General features: G+C 43.5%; 19 protein-coding genes. 3 read left to right on the top strand and 16 right to left on the bottom strand.

Annotated elements, in window-relative coordinates:
• Positions 1-369 precede the first annotated feature (369 nt).
• Genes G460_RS0111175 through rpmH form a run of 5 tightly spaced genes read right to left on the bottom strand, consistent with a single transcriptional unit; the run spans position 370 to position 3,814 of the window.
• Positions 370-879, bottom strand: coding sequence for a DUF2480 family protein (locus G460_RS0111175; protein ID WP_026955427.1), 510 nt, complete (start codon positions 877-879; stop codon positions 370-372).
• Positions 876-1,568, bottom strand: a complete 693-nt coding sequence (tsaB, locus tag G460_RS0111170) for a tRNA (adenosine(37)-N6)-threonylcarbamoyltransferase complex dimerization subunit type 1 TsaB (protein ID WP_026955426.1) — start codon at positions 1,566-1,568, stop codon at positions 876-878. Before tsaB ends, G460_RS0111175 begins: the two co-directional genes overlap by 4 nt.
• Positions 1,565-3,226 carry a S41 family peptidase gene (locus tag G460_RS0111165; protein WP_026955425.1) on the bottom strand — a complete coding sequence of 554 codons (1,662 nt, stop codon included), beginning with the start codon at positions 3,224-3,226 and terminating at the stop codon, positions 1,565-1,567. The genes tsaB and G460_RS0111165 overlap by 4 nt, the downstream gene beginning before the upstream one ends.
• Positions 3,219-3,608: a ribonuclease P protein component gene (rnpA, locus tag G460_RS0111160; RefSeq protein WP_026955424.1), complete on the bottom strand. Its 390-nt coding sequence runs from the start codon at positions 3,606-3,608 to the stop codon at positions 3,219-3,221. The genes G460_RS0111165 and rnpA overlap by 8 nt, the downstream gene beginning before the upstream one ends.
• A 47-nt stretch (positions 3,609-3,655) precedes the next feature.
• The gene (gene rpmH / locus G460_RS22885) at positions 3,656-3,814 is read right to left on the bottom strand and encodes a 50S ribosomal protein L34 (protein WP_084421262.1); all 159 of its coding nucleotides are present in this window, start codon (positions 3,812-3,814) and stop codon (positions 3,656-3,658) included.
• A gap of 150 nt (positions 3,815-3,964) precedes the next feature.
• Here rpmH and G460_RS21800 point away from each other — a divergent pair, with 150 nt between their 5' ends.
• Complete coding sequence (locus G460_RS21800; RefSeq protein ID WP_051316014.1) at positions 3,965-5,605, top strand: M61 family metallopeptidase; 1,641 nt, start codon at positions 3,965-3,967, stop codon at positions 5,603-5,605.
• A 64-nt stretch (positions 5,606-5,669) separates the two neighbouring features.
• Here the strand turns inward: G460_RS21800 and G460_RS0111150 are convergent, their stop codons facing one another.
• The 7 genes from G460_RS0111150 to lpdA all read right to left on the bottom strand — a co-directional run bounded on the left by G460_RS0111150 (position 5,670) and on the right by lpdA (position 14,663).
• Complete coding sequence (locus G460_RS0111150; protein ID WP_026955423.1) at positions 5,670-7,718, bottom strand: M16 family metallopeptidase; 2,049 nt, start codon at positions 7,716-7,718, stop codon at positions 5,670-5,672.
• A gap of 27 nt (positions 7,719-7,745) precedes the next feature.
• Entirely contained in the window at positions 7,746-9,074 is a 1,329-nt protein-coding gene (locus tag G460_RS0111145) for a M16 family metallopeptidase (protein ID WP_026955422.1), read from the bottom strand.
• A gap of 199 nt (positions 9,075-9,273) precedes the next feature.
• Positions 9,274-10,536, bottom strand: a complete 1,263-nt coding sequence (locus G460_RS0111140) for a replication-associated recombination protein A (RefSeq protein ID WP_026955421.1) — start codon at positions 10,534-10,536, stop codon at positions 9,274-9,276.
• A 54-nt stretch (positions 10,537-10,590) separates the two neighbouring features.
• Complete coding sequence (locus G460_RS0111135; protein ID WP_026955420.1) at positions 10,591-11,610, bottom strand: threonine aldolase family protein; 1,020 nt, start codon at positions 11,608-11,610, stop codon at positions 10,591-10,593.
• Complete coding sequence (locus tag G460_RS0111130) at positions 11,600-12,550, bottom strand: glycerophosphodiester phosphodiesterase family protein (protein WP_035464311.1); 951 nt, start codon at positions 12,548-12,550, stop codon at positions 11,600-11,602. The genes G460_RS0111135 and G460_RS0111130 overlap by 11 nt, the downstream gene beginning before the upstream one ends.
• Entirely contained in the window at positions 12,543-12,998 is a 456-nt protein-coding gene (locus G460_RS0111125) for a DUF2721 domain-containing protein (RefSeq protein ID WP_026955418.1), read from the bottom strand. The genes G460_RS0111130 and G460_RS0111125 overlap by 8 nt, the downstream gene beginning before the upstream one ends.
• Before the next feature lie 267 nt (positions 12,999-13,265).
• The gene (gene lpdA / locus G460_RS0111120) at positions 13,266-14,663 is read right to left on the bottom strand and encodes a dihydrolipoyl dehydrogenase (protein WP_026955417.1); all 1,398 of its coding nucleotides are present in this window, start codon (positions 14,661-14,663) and stop codon (positions 13,266-13,268) included.
• Between the two features lie 293 nt (positions 14,664-14,956).
• Between lpdA and fabG the strand changes: the two genes are divergently transcribed.
• Entirely contained in the window at positions 14,957-15,703 is a 747-nt protein-coding gene (fabG, locus tag G460_RS0111110; RefSeq protein WP_026955416.1) for a 3-oxoacyl-[acyl-carrier-protein] reductase, read from the top strand.
• A 278-nt stretch (positions 15,704-15,981) separates the two neighbouring features.
• Here fabG and pruA read toward each other — a convergent pair whose 3' ends face one another.
• From pruA to G460_RS0111095, 3 genes are all read right to left on the bottom strand, one after another.
• Positions 15,982-17,616, bottom strand: coding sequence for an L-glutamate gamma-semialdehyde dehydrogenase (pruA, locus tag G460_RS0111105; RefSeq protein WP_026955415.1), 1,635 nt, complete (start codon positions 17,614-17,616; stop codon positions 15,982-15,984).
• 71 nt (positions 17,617-17,687) lie between these two features.
• A complete protein-coding gene (locus G460_RS0111100; RefSeq protein ID WP_026955414.1) occupies positions 17,688-18,383 on the bottom strand; it encodes a YjjG family noncanonical pyrimidine nucleotidase in 696 nt (231 codons plus the stop codon).
• A 4-nt stretch (positions 18,384-18,387) separates the two neighbouring features.
• Positions 18,388-18,771 carry an ArsR/SmtB family transcription factor gene (locus G460_RS0111095; RefSeq protein ID WP_026955413.1) on the bottom strand — a complete coding sequence of 128 codons (384 nt, stop codon included), beginning with the start codon at positions 18,769-18,771 and terminating at the stop codon, positions 18,388-18,390.
• 135 nt (positions 18,772-18,906) lie between these two features.
• Between G460_RS0111095 and G460_RS0111090 the strand changes: the two genes are divergently transcribed.
• The gene (locus G460_RS0111090; protein ID WP_245578726.1) at positions 18,907-19,518 is read left to right on the top strand and encodes a carboxypeptidase-like regulatory domain-containing protein; all 612 of its coding nucleotides are present in this window, start codon (positions 18,907-18,909) and stop codon (positions 19,516-19,518) included.
• 233 nt (positions 19,519-19,751) lie between these two features.
• Here the strand turns inward: G460_RS0111090 and G460_RS0111085 are convergent, their stop codons facing one another.
• The gene (locus G460_RS0111085) at positions 19,752-21,350 is read right to left on the bottom strand and encodes an aminopeptidase P N-terminal domain-containing protein (RefSeq protein WP_026955411.1); all 1,599 of its coding nucleotides are present in this window, start codon (positions 21,348-21,350) and stop codon (positions 19,752-19,754) included.
• Between the last annotated feature and the right edge of the window lie 66 nt (positions 21,351-21,416).

The following is a 21,416-nucleotide window of genomic DNA, read 5'->3' as shown; positions in this document are numbered from 1 at the left end:
CTTACATCACTTCAAAGAACTTGATACCGGTCGTTTCCGGTTTCTGCCAAAAAACTGCCTATTCAGCCCGTTTTCCGTGTTTTTCTGTTTTTATTTCCCGATCTCTTTCCGATTGGGTTTGCAAAGGTAGTAGAAGTTTTTTCAATCACAAAAACTTTTTGAAATATTTTTTTCAACGTCTCTGCTCTCTCATTTCATCGGCCCCGATATCACCAGAACCATCCTCCTGCTCTACCCCGTTTTTCAAATTTTCCCAGCGCCGTTTGCGTCGATTGGGAGTGCAAATATCCGAGAATTATCCGAGTCCACAATACCTACCACCAAAAAAAAAGAGAAGTTTTTTAAAGTAAATTCACAGCCGATTCAGAATCAAGACTTTGGCTTTTTAAAAAGTGGTACCGTACTACACGGTTCTCCATACATTATGGACTTTGCGTGGTTCTGAACCAAGGAAAGGAGACTTCCATACGCATAAAGCGGGATCGGCAATTCACTGCATCCCTTGATCACAACTGGTCGATCTCTGACTGATTCTACATCAAATTTAGAAACATGAATCTTCGCAATGTGGTTTTCCAAGTCAGATAAATCTCCGAGCACATAGCCACTAGCGACATTTTCCAGATATGTCCCAACGAGCATATATGCCCAAGTAGGTATAATTGCATCCACGCTACAGGTCACTGCAACCCATTTCCCTTCGAAGGTAGACCAATCCTGTTCCTTTAGCTGAGCCCGAAAATCTTTCTCTCTCAACACCAACTCCTGAAATAAGAAAGGCTTGAGATCAAACAACACTCTTTCTTCTCTAGGGTATCCTTCCTCCAGATTAACAGATACAATGCTACTTTGCGCTACTCGGTTGACTATCTCACTCATGCCAATAAGGGGTTTTTCTTAGAATGAAGTGCTTTGAATTCTTTTAAATAGTTGGGCACGAAATAAGCCAGGTCTTCAAATTCCTGCTTTTCATATTTCAGCCATGCAATTTCACCAACAGAATTGGCAGAAACTTGGTTCTCCAAAAATTGAGCATTCTGATGCTGAATCAAGGAACTTGCCTTGCCAGCTCCATCTCCAATGAAGTAAACCAGACCTTGATCCAAATAGCCGGCATAAATCAATTCATCAAGCACTTCTGCTTTCAATTCTCTCAAAATCTCCCCTTGAGCAGAGAACACCTGACTATACACCTCCATTCTTCTGGCATCCAACAAGGCTATGATTGTGGCTTGCTTATCGGCCTGATTTAGCTGAAAAGCCAAACCCTGCAGTGTATTCACCGCTACCAGCGGAATACCCAAACCAAAACAAAGTCCTTTGGCCGTAGAAACACCTATCCTCAGCCCGGTATAAGAACCCGGCCCCTCAGATACTGCCACTGCTTTCAAATCTGAAATTTGCAAAGAAGCTTTACGAAGCACTTCTTCTATCAAACTCATAATCTTCGCTGAATGCACACCTTTTTCATTCAGTTCTGCACAAGCCTTGAGCTCTCCCGAAAGATGAATCGCGACAGAGCACACGTCAGTGGAAGTTTCTATAGAGAGAATTGGGATTTGACTCATGGAGCAGAAGCAGTCAAGATGGAACGAACTAACTGTGGAGAATCCAGCAGCTTCATCGCTTGCTGGATATCCTTATCCTCATCCAGCCCCGCTTCGATCATACCTTCTTGGAAATAATACCTGGAAATGATCTCCTCGGAAATCACTTTTTTGACTTCGTCCTTATAGGTGATCAAATCTTGTTCTTTGCTATGGTGTACACGTTTTTCCAGCGAATCGATTTGACTCTTAATCTCATCGTAATACGGAGCCTTTTCGGCAATTTTTTTCATATCCTCCACTGACTTTTCCAAATAAGTCGTGTAGTCATACTCTTTGCCATCCAGCCAAGAGACAAAGCCCTCGTACTCCTGATCTGAAATCTCAAATTCTCTCGGATTGGCAATGGACGGATGCTTATAAAAGTATTCTGTACCAAAGTCGAAGACGTGATTACGCGCCACCAGACTATAGGTGATCGGTGCATAAGACTTTGCATCGACAGTGGAATCTGGCTCGATGCCAGCCCCATCCAATACAATCCTTCCATTTTTAGTCTTAAATTCCTTTCTCAGAGAATCCGGAACAGAGATCAGCTCGCCGTTTTCCCGACTTTGTGCATAATCAATCGCCTGAATACATCTACCACTTGGGATATAGTATTTGGCCGTAGTGACTTTCATCTGAGCATTATAGGTCAAAGGAATGGTAGTCTGCACCAATCCTTTGCCAAAAGATTTTCTTCCAACTAAAACAGCTCGATCATAGTCTTGCAAAGCTCCAGCGACAATCTCAGAGGCTGAAGCACTTCGCTCATTGATCAATACGACAAGAGGAATATCCTTATCTACCGGGGTTTTGGTAGTCTTGTAGGTGAAATTCACATTCTCAAGTTTCCCTATGGTCTTTACGACTTCTTTTCCTTTAGGAATAAATAGATTGACAATCTCAACCGCCTCGTTCAGCAAACCTCCTGGATTATCACGCAGATCAAGCACCAACTTTTCAACCCCTTGTTCCTTGAGGCTGACTAGTGCTGTACGCACTTCGTTTGAGGCATTGGTCGTGAAATCTCCCAATTTGATATAACCGGTTTTTTCATCCAGCTTCCCATAGTAAGGCACATTTTTCAGCGAAATCTTCTTTCGCATCAGATTAAACTCCAAGGTATCCCGATCTCGCACCACTTGAATGAAAACAGGTGTATTCGCTGGCCCCTTGAGTAGCTCCGACACATCAGAGGTTACTTTTTCCGTAACATCAACGGAATCCACTCGGAGTAATCTATCCGCAATTTTCAAACCGGCGTTTTGAGCCGGAAATCCAGTGTAAGGCATAATGATGATATTCCCATCTCCGCGTCCTCCGATCAAAGCTCCGATCCCTGCGTATTCCCCGGTCGTCAGCATTCTGAAATCAGCTGACTCTTCCTCAGGCACATATTCAGTATAGGGATCCAACTCCTCCAGCATCGCATTGATCCCTATGGTCACCAACTCATCCGGATCAATCTCATCTACATAGTAAGAATCCAGCTCTCTCACCAGAGTCGCAAAAATATCTATGTTTTTAGCGAGGGTGAATAGCTTGTCATTTTTGACAGTGAAAGCAAAAAAACCGCTAATAAGCAGTCCTGCCCCTACTAGCAGTAGAAGACGATTTTTTATTGTTTTATTCATGGCTTTCGGTAGTTCGTGTGATGAGAGTGGATGTCTTTTCCAAAATGATTTTCACTTTTTTCTCAATCTCGGCAAAACTCAGGTCATCTGATGACACATAGATCAGGCCAAGATACAGGCTACGATCGGGATTTTGAAGCAAATGTTTGTTAAGGCGATACGCCTCCCGAATTCTTCTTTTGAGGCGATTGCGGCCCACGGCTCGTTTCACCTTTTTCTTAGAAACTGAAAAAAGGACCTGAGGTGAAGACGCATCCTCCCCGTCCTTGCTGAGGTACATGACCTTGAAGGGGTATAAAAAAAAAGAGGAACCTTCGTTAAAAAGTTCCTTGATAGCTTTTTGGGCATAAAGCCGCTCACTCTTTGGTAATCTGTAGTTCATCGCAAGGACAGAAATCTAACTGCAACTTACGAAATTACCCCGAAGAATTACTTCTTCAAGGTCTTTTCAGAGGAAACGGACAATTTTTTTCTCCCTTTTGCTCTACGAGCTTTAAGCACTCGTCTACCGTTAGCAGAAGACATTCTTTCTCTGAAGCCGTGCTTATTTTTTCTTTTTCTGCGAGAAGGCTGAAATGTTCTTTTCATGACTTATATCTTTAACTGATTTCTTTCGTTTAGCTTCTATTTTGAAGAGAAGCAAATGGCTTACCCCTCAAAAAGGACTGCAAAGATATGTAGCCTTTTCTGAAATTCAAACAACCGACTTACATTTATTGAATGTCAATTGATTAAATAATGCTAGAATACACCCTTTCCACCGCAAATCCTTGCTCTCAATACCTTCAAATCCAACTTTCTATCCCGATTCAGTTTCCTGCAAAAATCCAGTTACAGCTGCCCGCATGGCGTGCAGGAAGGTATCAGCTGGCAAATTATGCACAAAATATCCGGGAGTTCAGCATTGTTCAGCCCGATGGCTCTCCTGTGATTTTCTCGAAGACAAGCAAAGATTCTTGGACTTTCTCCGCAGAAGCTAGTGGAGTCTACAGCGTCAGATACGAGTATTTTGCGGGCAAGATGGATGCCGGGTCCTCATGGATAGATGACCAGCAGGTCTATGTCAATTTTGTGAATTGCTGTCTAGAGGTCAAGGGAATTGCCAATATTCCCTACTCCATTCGGTTTTCTAACCCCCATTTCCCAAAAGTCATCTGCACACTTCCCGCTACAAAAGATGGATATCTCGCCAAGGATTTTCAGGAACTGGCAGACTCGACTTTGCTGGCTGCTCAGCAACTCACACAATGGACCTATGAGGTAGAGGGCACTCATTTCAACTTGTGGTTTCATGGCGAAATCCATTTTGAAAAGGAAAAATTCCTGCAGGTTTTTGAGCAGTTTACACAAAAACAAATCCGAGACTTCGGGGAATTCCCAGAAGAAGAATACCACTTCATCTACCAACTCCTACCCTATAAGCATTACCATGGTGTAGAACATCAAAAAGGCACTGTGATCACCTACGGTCCTGCTACGGAACTACAGAATAAAGAAAACCTCGCCGACTTGATCGGCGTGAGTTCGCATGAGCTCTATCACAGCTGGAACGTATGCAGGATTCGTCCGTCGGAACTTTACCCTTACGATTTTTCCAAAGAAAACTACAGCGACACAGGCTGGATACTAGAAGGGATCACTACTTACATGGGGGATCTTTATCTGTTGAAATCAGGTTTCTTTGACTTAGCTGAGTATAGCAGAGAGCTAGAAAAAACCCTCAACCGCGTCGCTCAGCACTTTGGATGGATGCATCAGTCAATTCTAGAATCTTCGAGGGACCTCTGGTTGGATGGCTATCAGGAAGGTGCTCCTGATAGAAAACAAAACATCTATGCCAATGGCGCCCTAATTGCCTTTGCATTAGATATTGTTTTACTGAAACACGGGCACTCACTTCCGCAGATTATGAAGCTAGCTTGGCTCAAATTTGGAAAGCAAAAGCGAGGATACCGGCATTATTCCTTTTGGCAACTCATAGCAAGAAATACTAAAAACTGGAATGCTGATCTGTTTTTCCAAGATTACATCGCAGGCAATAAATCCATCATTGATTTCCTCAAGTCTGAAATAGGCAATCTTGGATTGAACATCGCTTCCAAGCCACACGAATCAAAATTGACACATCACTTGGGTGTAATCCTAGCAGAAGACCAAATAAAAAAAATACATCCCCATAGCCCGGCTTACCATCAACTCATGATAGGTGACCTGGTCGAAGAAGTGAAATTCAGTCCTGAAAAGATCGAACTACGGATTCAACGAATTAATGGCACCGTCCACAAACAAAGTTATGCGATGAGTGACACCACCTATTTCCCCAAACTGACTATTGAAATCGAAGAGGAAAACACACTTCGGAAAACATGGATGGAGTAAGTAGTGAAAAAAAGAGGCTGCCCTTTCAGCAAAGGCAGCCTTCTTCTTTTCAAATTCTAAATTTTTATTTGAAATCCTCTTCTGTCAAAGGAGGATTGATCTCGACAGCACTCATTTTCCCTTCCAAAGGAACCGGAATCATCTGAGACTTGATAACCCAGGTCATAGGAAGTAGCACGCCCTCTTTTTCCTGATAATCCTTGAAGAAGGTATCACCGGACAATGGATTTTCATTTTTGATTTTCAAGCCAGTTTCAGCATCATAGTAATTAATCAGTTTGGCTCCTGCAGGAGACTCCATGATCACTTTATAGCCTGGAGTTCCTTCTACATCTTTCAAACCATCCAAGGTAGCCTTGTAACCCAACTCTGCCAGCCAAGCCTCTGGGAATAGGTATGAATTCACTTTGGCATCGGCAAATTGCTCCGGTGTCAAATTCATGCTTTGCCCTTGAGCACTCACTGATCCGCTTTCTTCAAGAATCGACGTCATCTGCATGACATTGCCACCTACCAAAGTTTTTTGAGAATATTTGCCTCCCTCAGCATCGTAATACATCTCGATCGTCAGGGCAGTTCCCATCACATCTGCATCCAGTTTCATGGTGGCCGTTTTGATAGCTTTTGCCTTTTCGGCTCCACCGATAGCTTCCAAATACTTGCTCAATACTTTCTCTGCAGTCATATCTGCATCTGCTGTCAGTTCCTTGGCAGGAAAGCCCATGTTATCATACAGCTTCACTTCTCCAAACTGAGCCAACTTGTTCTGGATCTCGGCTGCATTTCCCACTGCGGTAATATACAGTTTTGATGGATCCATTAATTTTTTGGCTGTAGCATTGATATCCGCAACAGACATCGCATTCATGGTTTGAAGATAAGTCTTGTAGTAGTCTGCTGGAAGGTCATATCGCTCGATATTCAAAGCAAAGTTGGCAATCGTAGCAGGACTCTCCAGAGATCGTCCAAATGACCCTGTCAAATAAGCCTTCGCCTTATCCAGCTCTTCTTGCGTCACTCCGCCCTCTACCAACTTGTTGTACTCATGCAAAATCTCCACGATGGCAGAGTCTGTCACTTCCGTACGAACAGAGGCATTGGCGGATATTTCGCCCACCAATTTATCAGCGCTGATAGAAGAGTAGGCTCCGTAAGTATAGCCTTTGTCTTCTCTCAAGTTCATAAACAATCTTGAAGAAGATCCTCCACCAAAGATTTGATTGAGCAGTCTACTTGGGATATAATCCTCATCCCCGATATTCAACTGAACCGGCTGTACGACATCTACTACTGTCTGCACGGCTGCTGAGCTTCTGTCTACAAGACCAACTTGGTTGACCGCAGGTCTGGAAGGAACTGTGTAGTCAAAAGTAGGCACATCTCCAGGTTTCCAAGCAGAAAAATACTCCTTCACGACCTTTTCTGCCTCACTTTTATCCATATCTCCCACGATTGCCAGATAGGCAATGTTGGGTTTAAAGAAGGTCTGATAGTATTGCTTCACATCCTGAACAGTCACATTATTGACTGTCTCCTCTGTCTCTACCTCACCATAAGGATGATCTTTTCCATAGACCATCGCGGAAGCCATTCTTCCAGAGATCGCATTGGGATTGTCTTTGCTTTGTGCCAAAGCTGTCAAAGTCTGCTTTCTCAGTCTTTCCATTTCTTCCTCCGGAAAGGACGGATTGTACAGCACATCAGTCATTAGATCCAAAATTTTGGCCTGATGCTTTTTAAGGGACGAAGCTGAAATCGAAGTCGAGCCGGCGTTAAGACTTGCGCCTATAAAGTCCACCTCTTCATCCAATTGATCCTTAGTACGGGTAGTCGTACCGGAAGTCATCATTTGTCCCACAAAACCTGTCAAACCAGCCTTGTCTCCCTCAAACAAAGGATCTCTATCCAAAATCAGGGTAAAAGAAACTCTCGGAAGTTTATCATTCTTGACCAAAAACACTTTCAGACCATTGTCCAAAGTAAATGTCTCGGCATCTGCGATTTTGATTTCAGGCGCTGGACCTGGTTCGGGAAATTTGCTTCTATCAACTTGCGAAAAAGCAAGATTGGCCACCAAAAAGGCCATGAAATAGGTTAGAATATATCTTTTCATCGATTTGCTAATTTTAAGTTGAAACAATTATTCAGTCGCATCTTTTGGTTTCGGTAGGTAGTAAAGCACCACTCGACCTTCCAAATTGAGATATTCATTGGCTACCCGCTTGATATCTTCCTGAGTCACCTTGCTGTAGTTTTCCATGGTTTTGTTGATATAGTCTGTATCTCCATAGATTACATGCGCTTGTGCCAGATTTTCTCCCACACCAGCCATCGACGAATTGCTGCTGACAATATTGTTTTCCATGATATTCTGAAGCTTCGCAAAATCCTGATCAGAGATACCTTCCTGCTGTACTTTTCTCAGCAAAACATCAATTTCAGATTCCAAATCTTCCGGTGCCACTCCCATATTGGTAATACCATACATGATGAATAGTCCACCGTCTTCCAGTTCCAAAGGAATTGCAGCTACTGCCAGTGCTTTTTGCTGCTTATCTACCAACTCCTTCGTCATCAAAGATGAATTCCCACCAGTCAAATAGGTAGATAACATATTCATCGCATAGGAATCCGGATGAGTCTGAGGAGGAAGATTGTAGGCCTGGATCACTGCAGGGATTTGAATATTGTCGTAGATGACATCCCGGATTTCGGTTGTTTTCTTGGGCTCAGAGACATTGGGTCTGTAGATTTCTTTGGTTCCTTTCGGAATCTCGGAAAAATAAGCTCTCACCCACTCTTCAGTTTGCTTGTAATCAATGTCCCCTGCAATCGTCAAAGTCGCATTGTTTGGCACATAGAAGTCCTTATAAAACTGTTGAAACTCCTCGATTTTGGCAGCGTTCAAGTCATCCAAAGAACCAATCGGAGCCCATCGGTATGGATGCTCGGAATACGCTCTTTTGAGTGTCTCCAATAGAATCGTACCATAAGGTCTATTTTCATAGCTCTGACGATATTCTTCTTTCACTACCTCCCGCTGCGTCTCCACTCCTGTAATATCCACTTTGGAATGGAGCATCCGCTCACTTTCCATGTACAGAGCCAGTTCCAGCTCATTGGAAGGGAGGGTTTCGTAGTAAAATGTAATGTCATTAGAGGTGTAGGCATTCAAAGTCCCGCCGCGGCCCTGAATGATATTCATATATTGACCTCTTTCGATGTTTTCACTTCCTTCAAACATCAAGTGCTCGAAGAAGTGCGCAAAGCCAGTTCTATCTGGCTGTTCATTTTTCGATCCGACATGATACAAAACAGAAGTATTGACTATCGGAGTCGAATTGTCCTGATGCATGATGACATGCAATCCATTGTCCAAGGTAAATTCCTTGAATTCAATTTTCTTTTGAGCCAAAGCAGGGGTAGCAAGCACTCCCGTCAGTAGGCCTAAAGCAATTAATTTTCTCATGGTAAAAATTAAGGGTTTGTTATCTGAAATGTGATCTGAGCATCGGTGAAAACGCCTCAATCGTCCACTAATGGACAATATCTTCTAATTTTCATTAAAAATACACCGATCAGCACAATCACACCCTTAAAAAATCATAAAGCTTGCAAATAAAAAAATCAATACTGAAATAATTATCCACTTAGCGAGTCGAGACAGCTCAGTATCCGTACTTATCCGCCCATCTGGATTTCAAAAATCTCCGCAATTCATTCTCCCTCGCATTCTCTCCGGGTTCGTACAAAGTACGCCCGACGATTTCATCCGGAAGAAACTCCTGATTCACGAAATTTCCCGGAAAATCATGGGAGTATTTGTATGCTTTCCCATAGTTCAGATCCTTCATCAATTTCGTCGGAGCATTTCTCAGGTGAAGCGGGACAGATAAATCGCCCGTTTCACGAACCAAAGATTGGGCTTGGTTGATCGCCATGTAGGCCGCATTGCTTTTTGGAGAGCTCGCCAGATAAGTCACACACTGGGAAAGAATAATTCTCGACTCTGGATAGCCGATCATCTTCACGGCCTCAAAGCAATTAGTCGCCAAAAGCAAAGCATTTGGATTAGCATTGCCGATATCTTCTGAAGCCAAAATCACCAATCTTCTGGCAATAAACTTCACATCCTCTCCTCCTTCGATCATTCTTGCTAGCCAATAAACGGCAGCATTCGGGTCAGAACCGCGAATGGACTTGATAAAAGCCGAAATGATATCGTAATGTTGCTCGCCCGACTTGTCATACAGCGCCACTTTTTGCTGGGCAATACTCATGACTTTCTCATCGGTGATCTCACAAGGATTCTCATTGATCCCATCGATGACGATTTCCAGCAAATTCAAAAGCTTTCTACCATCTCCTCCAGAAATCCTTAACAGGGCATCGATTTCCTTCAAATCCACCTTGATTTTCTTCAAATCAGAATCCTTCTCCAAGGCCTGCTGAATCATAGCTTCTAACTCAGGCTTGCCCAGTGAATTCAGCGTAAAAACCTGACATCTTGAAAGAAGGGCTGCATTCACTTCAAAAGAAGGGTTCTCGGTCGTCGCTCCGATCAATCGGATGATTCCTTTCTCCACAGCGCCCAACAAGGCATCCTGCTGAGATTTATTGAAGCGATGAATTTCATCGATAAAAAGTACCACTCCCTGCTGAAATCTCGCTTTCTCAATCACCTCACGGATATCTTTCACTCCAGAACTGATCGCCGAAAGCGTATAGAAAGGAGCCTTTATTTCATTCGCAATGATATTGGCAATGGTCGTCTTGCCTACTCCCGGAGGTCCCCACAAGATCAAGGAAGGGACATTTCCAGATTTAATCGCTTTGAATAGAAAAGAATTAGGTGATGACAAATGGTCCTGTCCGATCAGATCTTCTAATCGGGTGGGACGCATCCGTTCTGCCAATGGGGTGGAGTTCATTTTTTAGTATCAAGATTTTAGAATCCAGAATCAAGACAAAAGAATACTGGAATCTTAAGTCTTCAGAATGTTGATTGTCTTTTCAAATTCAGCCAAATGCTCATCCGTAAAGTCCAAATGAGTCACAAAACGAACCAAGTCCTTCCCAAATTTGACTGATTTGATGTTTTGCTCGTCCAATTTACCCATAAATACTTCTGGAGGCATTCCATCCAGTCGGGCTATGACAATATTTGTCGTAACAGGGAAGATTTCTGAAACCACCGGCAGCTTGGAAAGCATTGCTCCCAAAGTCCTAGCTCTTTGATGATCTTCCTTGAGTCGCTCTACCTGATGATCCAAAGCATAGATTCCCGCAGCCGCCAAAAATCCAGCCTGCCGCATTCCTCCTCCAAATACCTTCCGGACCTTTCTGGCTTTTTTGATGGCGGTTTTAGATCCTAAAAGAACTGATCCAACCGGACAACCCAAGCCTTTGCTCAAGCAAATAGAAATCGTATCAAATTCAGCTCCCCAATCCGCAGGACTTTCTCCGGTCTCAACCAATGCATTGAAAAGTCTCGCTCCATCCAAATGAAATTTGATTCCCTTTTCTTGGCAAATCGCTTGAATGGGTTTGATCTCATCCAAGGTATAAATGCTACCTCCACCTTTGTTCATGGTGTTTTCCAGAGAAACCAAGGTCGTCTCGGGAGCATGTACATCGTCAGGATTGATCGTATCAACCACTTGAGAAGCAGTGATTTTTCCCAATTTTCCGGGCAAAAGCTTCACCGAAGCCAGTGAATTAGCCATTATCCCTCCTCCTTCATAGAGATAAATATGGGAATGCTCATGGCAGACCACTTCAGTCTGGATTCCCGTATGAAGACGAATGGCAATCTGATTGGTCATCGTGCCGGAAGGGCAATAAATAGCGGCTTCCATCCCAAACATCTTAGCAATTTTCTCCTCCAAGGCATTGACGGTCGGATCTTCTCCAAACACATCATCTCCTATCGGAGCTGAAAACATCGCCTCTTTCATCCCCTGAGTAGGCCGGGTCAAAGTGTCACTTCTTAAATCAATCAACATGGGTAAAATAGGGTGATTTTGAACTGGTGGATGGACTTAAACTTTTTAAGACTTTTGCGGCTTCGATCGGTCGATCCGTAGCGAGAATGTCCGCTCCTTTTTGGACAAAGGAAGCATACACTTCAACTCCTCTGCTCTCCGCCATTCGATCTAGGTTGCCCAGGACTCCCAAAATCGTAAACACTCCCTTTTCATGGAGAGCTTTATTGAATTCTGGATTTCTCTCTGCTACTCCAGTAAAGGCAATGACTCTGGTCCAAGGAATTCCAGTTTCTTCAAACCTTCGAATTTCATCTTCATTTCGGATGGTCACAGAAAGCATCAGTTCCGGAGCCAACTCATGAAGCTTCTTTGCTGCAGGAAATGTATAGGAAATCAAAGCCGCATAGGGTTCTGACTCAGTTTCACGAACTGCATCGACTACCATTTCAAAAGGAACAGAACGCTTAATATCGACTGTCAAAAGAGCTTTCCCTTTACTCCAGTTCAAAGCTTCTTCCAAAGTTGAGACTTTAAAATCGGTCTTTTTCCCGTCATTATCTTCCAAGAAAAGCCCTTGGATGTATTCGTAGGTCACATCCTCCACTTTGCCTGTTCCGGTGGTCGTTCGGTCCAATTCATCATCATGCATCAAGACCAAAACCGAATCCTTGGTCATCGCCACATCCAACTCAATAATGGCCGGAGTGAACCTCAAAACATTTTCAAAAGTCTCGATGGCATTTTCCGGGAAACCAGGATAGGGCCCTCCACGATGAGCAGAAACCAAAGGAATCCGATCTGCAGTCCAGGTATAAAATTGTCTGGTTTCATCCAGATTAATCAGTCGGATATAGTGATTGCTTTCCTGAGAAGCGAGTAGCGTAGCTTTTTCCCCCGAATTAGTCTGGCAAGCCACAATCAGAAAAAGGGAAAGTATCCCTCCATAAAACTTATTCATTCTTTTTATTCTCTTTTTTGAAAAGGAAGTCCAAGCTTCCACTTCTCTTTTTGAAAATCTCTTCCATATCAGCCAACTCCAAGTTCAAAGCCCTCGTCGAAATCTGAATCTCAAACAAAGACAAACCTAAAGCGATCAGCAAAGAAGCCATGCTCCCGACGAAAACCCAGTTGGCGGCGGCAGTAAAGCCATGAAACAGCAAATACATACAAACCACGCATAATAGAAAGCTAAATACCCCGAAGAGCTGCATGTTTTTGATCAATGAAAGGCGCTTGCGGAGATTATGGATCTGCTCGACGATCATTTCTTCATCTGGATTTTCTACAAACTTCTTATGCAATCCCCGTATCAAACTGGCGATGGCCAAAAAGCGATTGGTGAAAGCCAGCATCAATAGGGTGATGGCTGAAAAAAGTAAGGCCGGTGTCGAAAGTTGAAGTTCCATTCTGTTGAATTGGTTTAACCTGGATTATGCTTTTGAATCCGTAGTGAGAGGTTAAAATACGAGAAAATCAAGCATTAAACGAATGAAGCATAGCACCGCTCTGGTGAATGAGTTCAATGCAGCAAAGCGATTGATTTTGAAGTATTTTAGCCTTGGAATAGGAAGTCAAATGTATATTTCAGGTTTATGCTCTTCTAAGTTCAGAAAAATCACGAAAAAAGCCCGCTTTTTAAAACGGGCTTTCAAAATGTATCTAATGTAGGTCTATTACAAATGGATCACCTCATCATATGCAGCAGCTGCAGCTTCCATCACTGCTTCTGACATGGTTGGGTGAGGATGGACAGTTTTGATCAATTCATGCCCAGTAGTCTCCAATTTACGAACAGCAACGATCTCAGCGATCATTTCAGTGACATTGGCTCCGATCATGTGAGCACCTAGAAGCTCTCCGTATTTCTTGTCGAATACCAATTTCACGAAACCGTCTTTAGCGCCAGCGGCAGAGGCTTTACCAGATGCAGAGAATGGAAACTTACCGATTCTCAACTCATAGCCAGCTTCCTTCGCTTTTGCTTCAGTCATACCTACAGAAGCGATCTCTGGAGAACAGTAAGTACATCCTGGGATATTGCCATAATCCAAAGGCTCTGGAGAATGACCTGCGATTTTTTCTACACAAATAATCCCTTCTGCAGAAGCTACGTGAGCCAAAGCCGGTCCAGGAATCACATCACCAATTGCATAGTAACCCGGCATATTGGTTTTGTAGTATTCGTCCACTTTGATTTTTCCTTTGTCCACCAAAATCCCGACATCTTCCAAGCCAATGTTTTCCAAATTAGAAACAACACCTGCAGCAGAAAGAACCACATCACATTCTAAAGTTTCTTCACCTTTAGCGGTTTTCACAGTCACTTTGCAACCAGTTCCTTTGGTATCCACACCTGTTACTTCAGAAGAAGTCATGATGGTCATTCCAGACTTTTTATAGAGTTTTTCCAAAGCTTTAGAAACCTCAGCATCTTCTACAGGAACGATTCTATCCATGAATTCCACGATAGTCACTTCTGTTCCGATGGAGCTGTAGAAATACGCAAACTCTACTCCGATCGCACCAGAACCTACCACGACCATTTTCTTAGGCTGTTTCGCCAAAGTCATTGCTTCACGGTATCCGATGATTTTCTTACCATCCATTTTCATAGAAGGCAATTCTCTGGATCTCGCACCCGTAGCAATGATAATATTGTCAGCAGCATAGACAGTTTTCTTTCCGTCTTTATCTGCTACTTCTACCTTTTTGCCAGGCTGCACTTTGCCCCAACCGGCGATGATTTCAATTTTGTTTTTCTTCATCAGGAAGTTGACACCTTTGGACATGCCATCAGCGACTCCCCGACTCCTTTTGACCATACCATCAAAATCAGCTTTGGCATCTTTTACGGTGATCCCGTAGTCTGCAGCATGATTGATGTATTCGAATACCTGAGCACTTTTGAGCAAAGCTTTGGTTGGGATACAGCCCCAGTTGAGGCAGATACCTCCCAACTCAGCTGCTTCAACGATAGCAGTTTTCAAGCCCAACTGAGATGCACGGATTGCAGCTACATAGCCACCTGGTCCGCTTCCCACTACGATTAGGTCAAATTTGGTAGAAGACATATATTATTTTGGTTTTATAACGATTTGAAACTATGCAAAAATAGACCTTTTGACTTCAGAAAAAAATTTGGAAAAAGGCCTCGAAATCATTCAAAAACAAGCATTACTCAGCCCAAGAGGATTTTCACCAAATGAATTTTTGATAGAAACCATTTGACTTCCACAATATTCTACATTTTCAACAAGGACCAGTTTTATCACTTGAAAATTCATACAATTTGAAATGTAATTTCTTCGGAAACGATTCTTCTGGCTTTTTTTCTAATTTTGGCAAAACAAAATTTTAATAATTCATGGGTTTACTTTCAGGAAAGACCGCATTGATCACCGGAGCCTCCAAGGGCATCGGAAGAGCCATTGCCATCAAATACGCTCAGGAAGGAGCAAATGTCGCTTTTACTTATTTGTCCTCCGTAGAAAAAGGACAAGCATTGGAATCTGAATTGGCTGAATTTGGCGTGAAAGCCAAAGGGTATCGCTCAGATGCCTCAGATTTCCAAGCTGCCGAAGACTTGGTAAGTAGTGTAGTCGCTGACTTTGGTGGATTGGATATTTTGATCAACAATGCAGGAATCACCCGTGACAACCTGTTGATGAGAATGACCGAAGAGTCTTGGGATGAAATCATGAACGTCAACCTAAAATCCTGCTTCAACACCGTGAAGGCAGCGACTCGCACCATGATGAAAGCCAAAGCTGGATCTATTATCAACATGACCTCCGTAGTCGGTGCCAAAGGAAATGCCGGTCAGGCAAACTATGCTGCTTCTAAAGCAGGGATCATCGGTTTCTCCAAATCAGTTGCTTTGGAATTGGGATCCAGAAATATCCGTTGCAATGCGATCGCTCCAGGTTTCATCGAAACTGAAATGACAGAAGTTTTGGATGAGAAAACCGTACAAGGTTGGAGAGAAGCTATTCCAATGAAAAGAGGTGGAAAGCCTGAAGAGATTGCAGATGCTTGCGTGTTCTTGGGATCAGATATGAGTACCTATATCTCAGGACAGGTGCTTCATGTGAATGGAGCGATGTATACTTGATTTACGATTTTAGAATTACGATTTACGAACGGCTGGAGAGATTCAGTCGTTTTTTTTGTCCCACAGATTCGCACAGAAAAAATCACAGATACCCGCTGACTAGTAAAATCGATAAAAGATCAGTGTAAACCTGTGTTTTCAATTTGTGTCTATCTGTGGGAAATAAAAAAGCCCCGGAATTAATCCGAGGCTTCTAAAAAACCTTTGAGATCTCTATGACCTCGAAGGTTTGAAATAACATAAAAGACCTTGGGGGTTTTCCTCAAAGGTCGTAGCAATCAATCTTTTCCCAAGAATGGGTATCTGTAGTCTTTTGGAGAGACAAATGTTTCTTTGATCGTACGAGGGGAAACCCAACGCAACAAGTTGATCATGGATCCGGCTTTGTCATTCGTTCCGGAAGCTCTTGCTCCACCAAATGGTTGCTGTCCTACTACTGCTCCAGTAGGTTTGTCATTGATATAGAAGTTTCCAGCTGCATTTCTCAATTTGGTCGTTGCCAATTCCACGGCATAGCGATCTTGAGAGAAAATAGCTCCTGTCAAGGCATAGGGAGATGTCTGATCGACCAATTCTAGAGTCTGCTCGAAATTTTCTGCATCGTAAACATAAATCGTCAATACCGGACCGAAGATTTCCTCACACATCGTGGTGTACATCGGATCTTGCGCCAAAAGGACAGTTGGCTCGATGAAGTAACCTTTGGACTTATCATAGTTGCCGCCTGCTATCACCTCTACTCCGTCTGCTTCTTTTGCTTTGGCGATGTAGTTGGAGATTTTATCAAAGGCTTTCTCATCGATTACCGCATTGATGAAGTTGGTGAAGTCTTCCGTACCTCCCATTTTCATGGAGGCAAGATCTTCCTGCATGTATTTTTTCACATCTTCCCAAAGGTTCGATGGGATGTAAGCTCTAGATGCAGCAGAACATTTCTGACCTTGGAATTCGAAAGCTCCACGAACCAAACCAGTGGCTACGGCTTTGGCATCAGCAGATTTATGAGCTACTACAAAGTCTTTTCCACCCGTCTCTCCTACGATTCTTGGGTAAGATTTGTAGCCATGGATATTTTCACCGATAGTTTTCCAAATATGCTGGAATACCCCAGTCGAACCCGTAAAGTGAATCCCAGCAAAATCAGGATGCTTGAAAATCACCTCCCCAGCCACAGGACCATCCACATAGATCAAGTTGATCACACCATCAGGAACTCCCGCTTCTTTGAACACTTCCATCAAGACATTCGCAGAATAAATCTGCGTATAAGCCGGCTTCCACACGATGGTATTGCCCATCATAGCTGCTGATGCTGGTAGGTTCCCAGCAATAGCGGTAAAGTTGAAAGGAGTCAAGGCGAACACGAAACCTTCCAAAGGACGCTGTTCCAGACGATTCCACACTCCGCCTCCAGAAACTGGCGGCTGCTGAGAATATATCTCAGTCATGTATTTCACATTGAAATTCAAGAAATCGATGAATTCACAAGCCGCATCGATTTCTGCCTGGAATGCATTCTTAGACTGCCCCAGCATGGTAGCAGCATTGATTTTCGCTCTGTAAGGTCCTGCGATCAAATCCGCAGCTTTCAAGAAAATAGCCGCTCTTTGTTCCCAAGCCAGGTTTTCCCAAGCCTCTTTTGCTCCCAAAGCAGCATTGATAGCCTGCTCTACATGAGAAGCATCTCCCTCATGGAAATGACCCAACACATGCTGATGATCATGAGGAGGAGACATCGGTTGCTTATTTCCAGTCCGTACTTCTTCGCTGCCGATATACATTGGCACATCTACTTCTTTGGATCGAAGCTCCGCCAACATTGCCTGCAATTCTTTTCTCTCCGGGCTACCCGGGGCATAGGACTTCACCGGCTCATTGACAGGAGTCGGCACATTGAAAAAACCTTTTAACATATTATTTGGAGTTTATATGATTTCTGAATGGCCAAAGATAAGTCATCCCGAGCGAATGAAAGGAGTTTGGATTACAAAAGAGCCTCCAATTCTCGCAGGTGATGGATTTCATAAGTTGGACTTAAAGCAATTTCCTTTCTTTCAGGATTGAAAAAGACCTGATCAATCCCTGCTCGCTGAGCTCCCAGAATATCTGAATCTGGATTATCCCCTATCATCAGGCAATCCTCAGATTTGGTCTGAAGCTGATCCATCGTATAGTGGAAAATTCGGGGGTCGGGCTTTTTGTGTCCGGTCGTCTCAGAGGTGACTACCAGATCAAAATAGATATCCAAACCTGAGGATTTGAGTTTTTTTGCCTGAGACTCATTGAAACCATTGGTGATCACATGGATCTTATATTTTCCTTTGAGGTAGCCCAAAATCTCCTTGGAGTGTGGAAAGACGTGCGGCTTGGAACTGGTACGATCCATAAAATCCTCCTCGAAACCTGCAGGAATCGCATCTGCCAAACCTCCAGCATGAGTGAAAATCCTCGGAAAACGCTCCTTTCGCAGATTGATCTTGTCGATCTTTCCGACATTGTACCAATCCCAGAGCTGGAAATTGACCGCATGAAAAGCCTCGGAAAACTTCTCAAAAGTAGGAATGCCCAAGTTCACTAAAGCATAAGAAGTGTACAACTCAGAAAGTGATTCGCTGACATTGCGATCGTAATCCCACAAGGTGTGGTCCAGATCGAAAAAAAGATGTTGGTAAGCTTTCAAGGAATTAACGTCGATATTGATTGTTTTGAATTTTGTTAATGGCGAGCTCCCGATTGGATTTTAGGATTTCAAACAGTTCCTGGTCCCGGATCAGCCGTGGGTCTTTTTGGATAAACTTAAAAATCGCCTGAAAGATTTCGAGATACTCTTCCAGAATGTAGTAAAACATCCATTGGTCTACCCTGCGGCTCCCGAGAAGTCCGGCATTTTTGAGATAGATCAGATGCCTGCTCGTCTTGGTTTGGGTGAAATCCAAAATATGCTCCAGATCCGATATCGTCAGTTCTTTGTTCAGCATCAGCAGATGGATAATGCGTACACGGGGCTCCTCTCCCAAAGCTTTGAAGATCCTAAGACCATAGGTTAAACTGATGTTTTTGAGTCGCATTAGTAAGTTTTAACGCTGATTTCTGGGTGAAATTAAAAAATCACCCGAAATTAGGGTATAATCGCAGCTAGAAAGCTTGACGCTTTGCCAAATTAGTCCCTATCACTTGTGAAGAAATCTATTTTACCAACATACTTGTTCCTAGCTTTAGGATTCTTTTTTTCAACTCAACTTGCTCAGGCCCAAGATGAAAAGAAAGTGATCCAGCTTTCAGGGATCATCCTCAATGCTGACAGCACTGATGCTGTAGCAGGGGTCAATGTCTACGTCCCCAATAAAGGCAGGGGCACCAGCTCTGGACGATTCGGCTATTTTTCTATGCCAGTATTAGAAGGAGACAGCGTGGTATTTAGCTTCATTGGCTTAAAAAAGCAAACGTTTAAAGTACCGGAAAATGTACAAAATGATAGGCTAAGTTTGATCCTGACTATGGAGGTGGATGAAATTGCTTTGGCTGAAATCGAGGTAATGCCCTATCCTACCGAGGAAGAATTCAAAGATGCGATTCTAGCCATGACGGTTGTAGACCCTATGTCCATCAGCCGCTCCAATATGAGTCCAGAAATGCTTCTGCGCTGGGCTGAATCCATGCCTGCGTCTGGCAATGAGAATTTCCGCTATTTCCAGGAAGGCATGATGCTCCAAAATCAGGATTTGTATGGTCCTAGACCTTTGAGACTATTGGACCCATTTGCATGGTCGCAATTCATCAGATCTATTAAAAGAGGAGACTTGAAGAGTAAGTAAAACCTCAAACTGAGTAAAACATAAACTCTCGCTGTGACGCTACGAGAGTTTTTTTATTTGTATTCATTTGCTGAAATCTCCTCGTAAAATCCAAAAGAGGCAAAGCAAAAAGGTTTTACTTAAAGATTTTTGGCGACTTGTATAATTCCATTGATGAGTTGTGCATCGTTAAAGATTAATTCTCGCAGAGACGCAGCGCCGCCGCGAGAATTTCAGAAGAATTGCGGGAGGCATTAATCAATTTCCGGCAGCACCCAGTTTTCCAAGACACTTGGGATTTTCATCATGGCCTCAATTGCCTCGACAGTTCTTGGAGCATCTCCAGACAGATTGACCGGGCCGTCGGACGTCACCAGAATATCATCTTCTATCCTCACGGCAATCCCCCACCACTTTGGATCACAATCACTTCCTTCGGGAATGTAAATGCCCGGCTCGACGGTGAGTACCACCCCTTCTTTCAAAGGACCATATCCTCCTCTGTCATGCACATCCAGCCCCAAGTGATGGCTCGTCCCATGCGGAAAATAGGTATGTCTTTGTCCAGCTTGAATGATTCCTAGCTCCGCTAGTCCATCGTTGATGATCTGACGAGTGACCTGTCCGATTTCGCTGAATTCTACTCCTGGCTTACAAAGAGCAATACCTGCTTCCTGAGACTTAAAAACCAATTCGTAAATAGCTTTTTCTTCTTCAGTGAATTGCCCGCTGATGGGAATCGTGCGGGTCACGTCTGCCGTATAGCCTCTCCACTCAGCACCCAAGTCCATCAAGAGCAATCGCTCATTGACATGCTGCATGTCATTTTCGATGTAGTGGAGAATGCAACCATTGTTGCCTCCCCCGACGATGGAAGGATAGCCGAGCTCCTCCGCTCCATAGCGCTTATAGATGAATTCATGAATCCCCTGAATTTCTCTTTCGGACATCCCTACTTGAGCAGCTTTCATCACCTCCACCTGGCCGATTGCCGAGATCTTGGCAGCTGATTTCAGCAAGGCTATTTCTTCCTGAGTTTTCACTTCACGAAGGACATTGAACATTTTCTCCAAGGAAAAAATATCACTCTTCGATTCCGGAACCTGATCCTTTACCTGCATTCTTTTCTCCGGAGAGTCAGCCACCAAAAAATCTTTGATGATCGGATCGTCGGATATTTCCGGATAGCGCTGCTGATAGCGACCGATGACTTGAGCCACATTTGCCGAATTTTCTAGGTCTGTGGCACGGATCAGCTCATATAACTGAAGCTGTGTATCGGAGACCTCCATCGGATAGCCGGATGACTTTTTGAAGTCTTTGACCATCTTCTTCAAGGGTGCATTGCTACTGCTGCTCTCGATATCATCACTCAAATTGAAAGAGAGCACTTTCTCAAAATCTGAAAAGCTCACAGCAGGCTTCTTACCAAAATCATCAAACACATACGCTACCTCAAAACCGAGTTTTTCCTTGACCCCATCCGTCCCCAGTCTTTTTCCATTCCACATCTCAGACTGAGGATCTCTCGGCTGAACGTAGATGATCTCATCCGTTTCCACACCGTCTATCACTCTTTTCTCCGAAAAAATTAATAGCGCGGAATTAGGCTCCCGCAGCCCCGTCAGGTAGTAAAAATCCGTATTGGGATGGTAAATGTAATCCACGTCATTGGAACGATTTTTCACGGGATTGTTAAACATCACCGCTACCGAATTGGGAGGCATCATTTCCCGGATAGCTTCTCTCCGTCCCCGATGCCACTCGGCACTGAGTCCGTCTTCAAAATAAGACTGGGCGAAGGCTATCTGGATCATCCCAATACAAAGAGCCAATAAGGTCAGTTTTTTCATAAATTCACGTTTATTCTTGACTTGAAGATCTGTTCTTCCTGCCATTTAACAAAGTCTTAATTTACC

Origin of the sequence: Algoriphagus vanfongensis DSM 17529 (genome assembly GCF_000429465.1) — a bacterium.
In the GTDB taxonomy this organism is placed as follows: domain Bacteria; phylum Bacteroidota; class Bacteroidia; order Cytophagales; family Cyclobacteriaceae; genus Algoriphagus; species Algoriphagus vanfongensis.
Note: the sequence above shows the minus strand (reverse complement) of the source record. Positions and strands in the feature narration are given on the sequence as shown.

Bases quoted from the DNA above. Each gene is read 5' to 3' on its own strand.
- G460_RS0111175 (WP_026955427.1), bottom strand. From the start codon at position 879: ATGAGTGAGATAGTCAACCGAGTAGCGCAAAGTAGCATTGTATCTGTT.
- tsaB (WP_026955426.1), bottom strand. From the start codon at position 1,568: ATGAGTCAAATCCCAATTCTCTCTATAGAAACTTCCACTGACGTGTGC.
- G460_RS0111165 (WP_026955425.1), bottom strand. From the start codon at position 3,226: ATGAATAAAACAATAAAAAATCGTCTTCTACTGCTAGTAGGGGCAGGA.
- rnpA (WP_026955424.1), bottom strand. From the start codon at position 3,608: ATGAACTACAGATTACCAAAGAGTGAGCGGCTTTATGCCCAAAAAGCT.
- rpmH (WP_084421262.1), bottom strand. From the start codon at position 3,814: ATGAAAAGAACATTTCAGCCTTCTCGCAGAAAAAGAAAAAATAAGCAC.
- G460_RS21800 (WP_051316014.1), top strand. From the start codon at position 3,965: ATGCTAGAATACACCCTTTCCACCGCAAATCCTTGCTCTCAATACCTT.
- G460_RS0111150 (WP_026955423.1), bottom strand. From the start codon at position 7,718: ATGAAAAGATATATTCTAACCTATTTCATGGCCTTTTTGGTGGCCAAT.
- G460_RS0111145 (WP_026955422.1), bottom strand. From the start codon at position 9,074: ATGAGAAAATTAATTGCTTTAGGCCTACTGACGGGAGTGCTTGCTACC.
- G460_RS0111140 (WP_026955421.1), bottom strand. From the start codon at position 10,536: ATGAACTCCACCCCATTGGCAGAACGGATGCGTCCCACCCGATTAGAA.
- G460_RS0111135 (WP_026955420.1), bottom strand. From the start codon at position 11,610: ATGTTGATTGATTTAAGAAGTGACACTTTGACCCGGCCTACTCAGGGG.
- G460_RS0111130 (WP_035464311.1), bottom strand. From the start codon at position 12,550: ATGAATAAGTTTTATGGAGGGATACTTTCCCTTTTTCTGATTGTGGCT.
- G460_RS0111125 (WP_026955418.1), bottom strand. From the start codon at position 12,998: ATGGAACTTCAACTTTCGACACCGGCCTTACTTTTTTCAGCCATCACC.
- lpdA (WP_026955417.1), bottom strand. From the start codon at position 14,663: ATGTCTTCTACCAAATTTGACCTAATCGTAGTGGGAAGCGGACCAGGT.
- fabG (WP_026955416.1), top strand. From the start codon at position 14,957: ATGGGTTTACTTTCAGGAAAGACCGCATTGATCACCGGAGCCTCCAAG.
- pruA (WP_026955415.1), bottom strand. From the start codon at position 17,616: ATGTTAAAAGGTTTTTTCAATGTGCCGACTCCTGTCAATGAGCCGGTG.
- G460_RS0111095 (WP_026955413.1), bottom strand. From the start codon at position 18,771: ATGCGACTCAAAAACATCAGTTTAACCTATGGTCTTAGGATCTTCAAA.
- G460_RS0111085 (WP_026955411.1), bottom strand. From the start codon at position 21,350: ATGAAAAAACTGACCTTATTGGCTCTTTGTATTGGGATGATCCAGATA.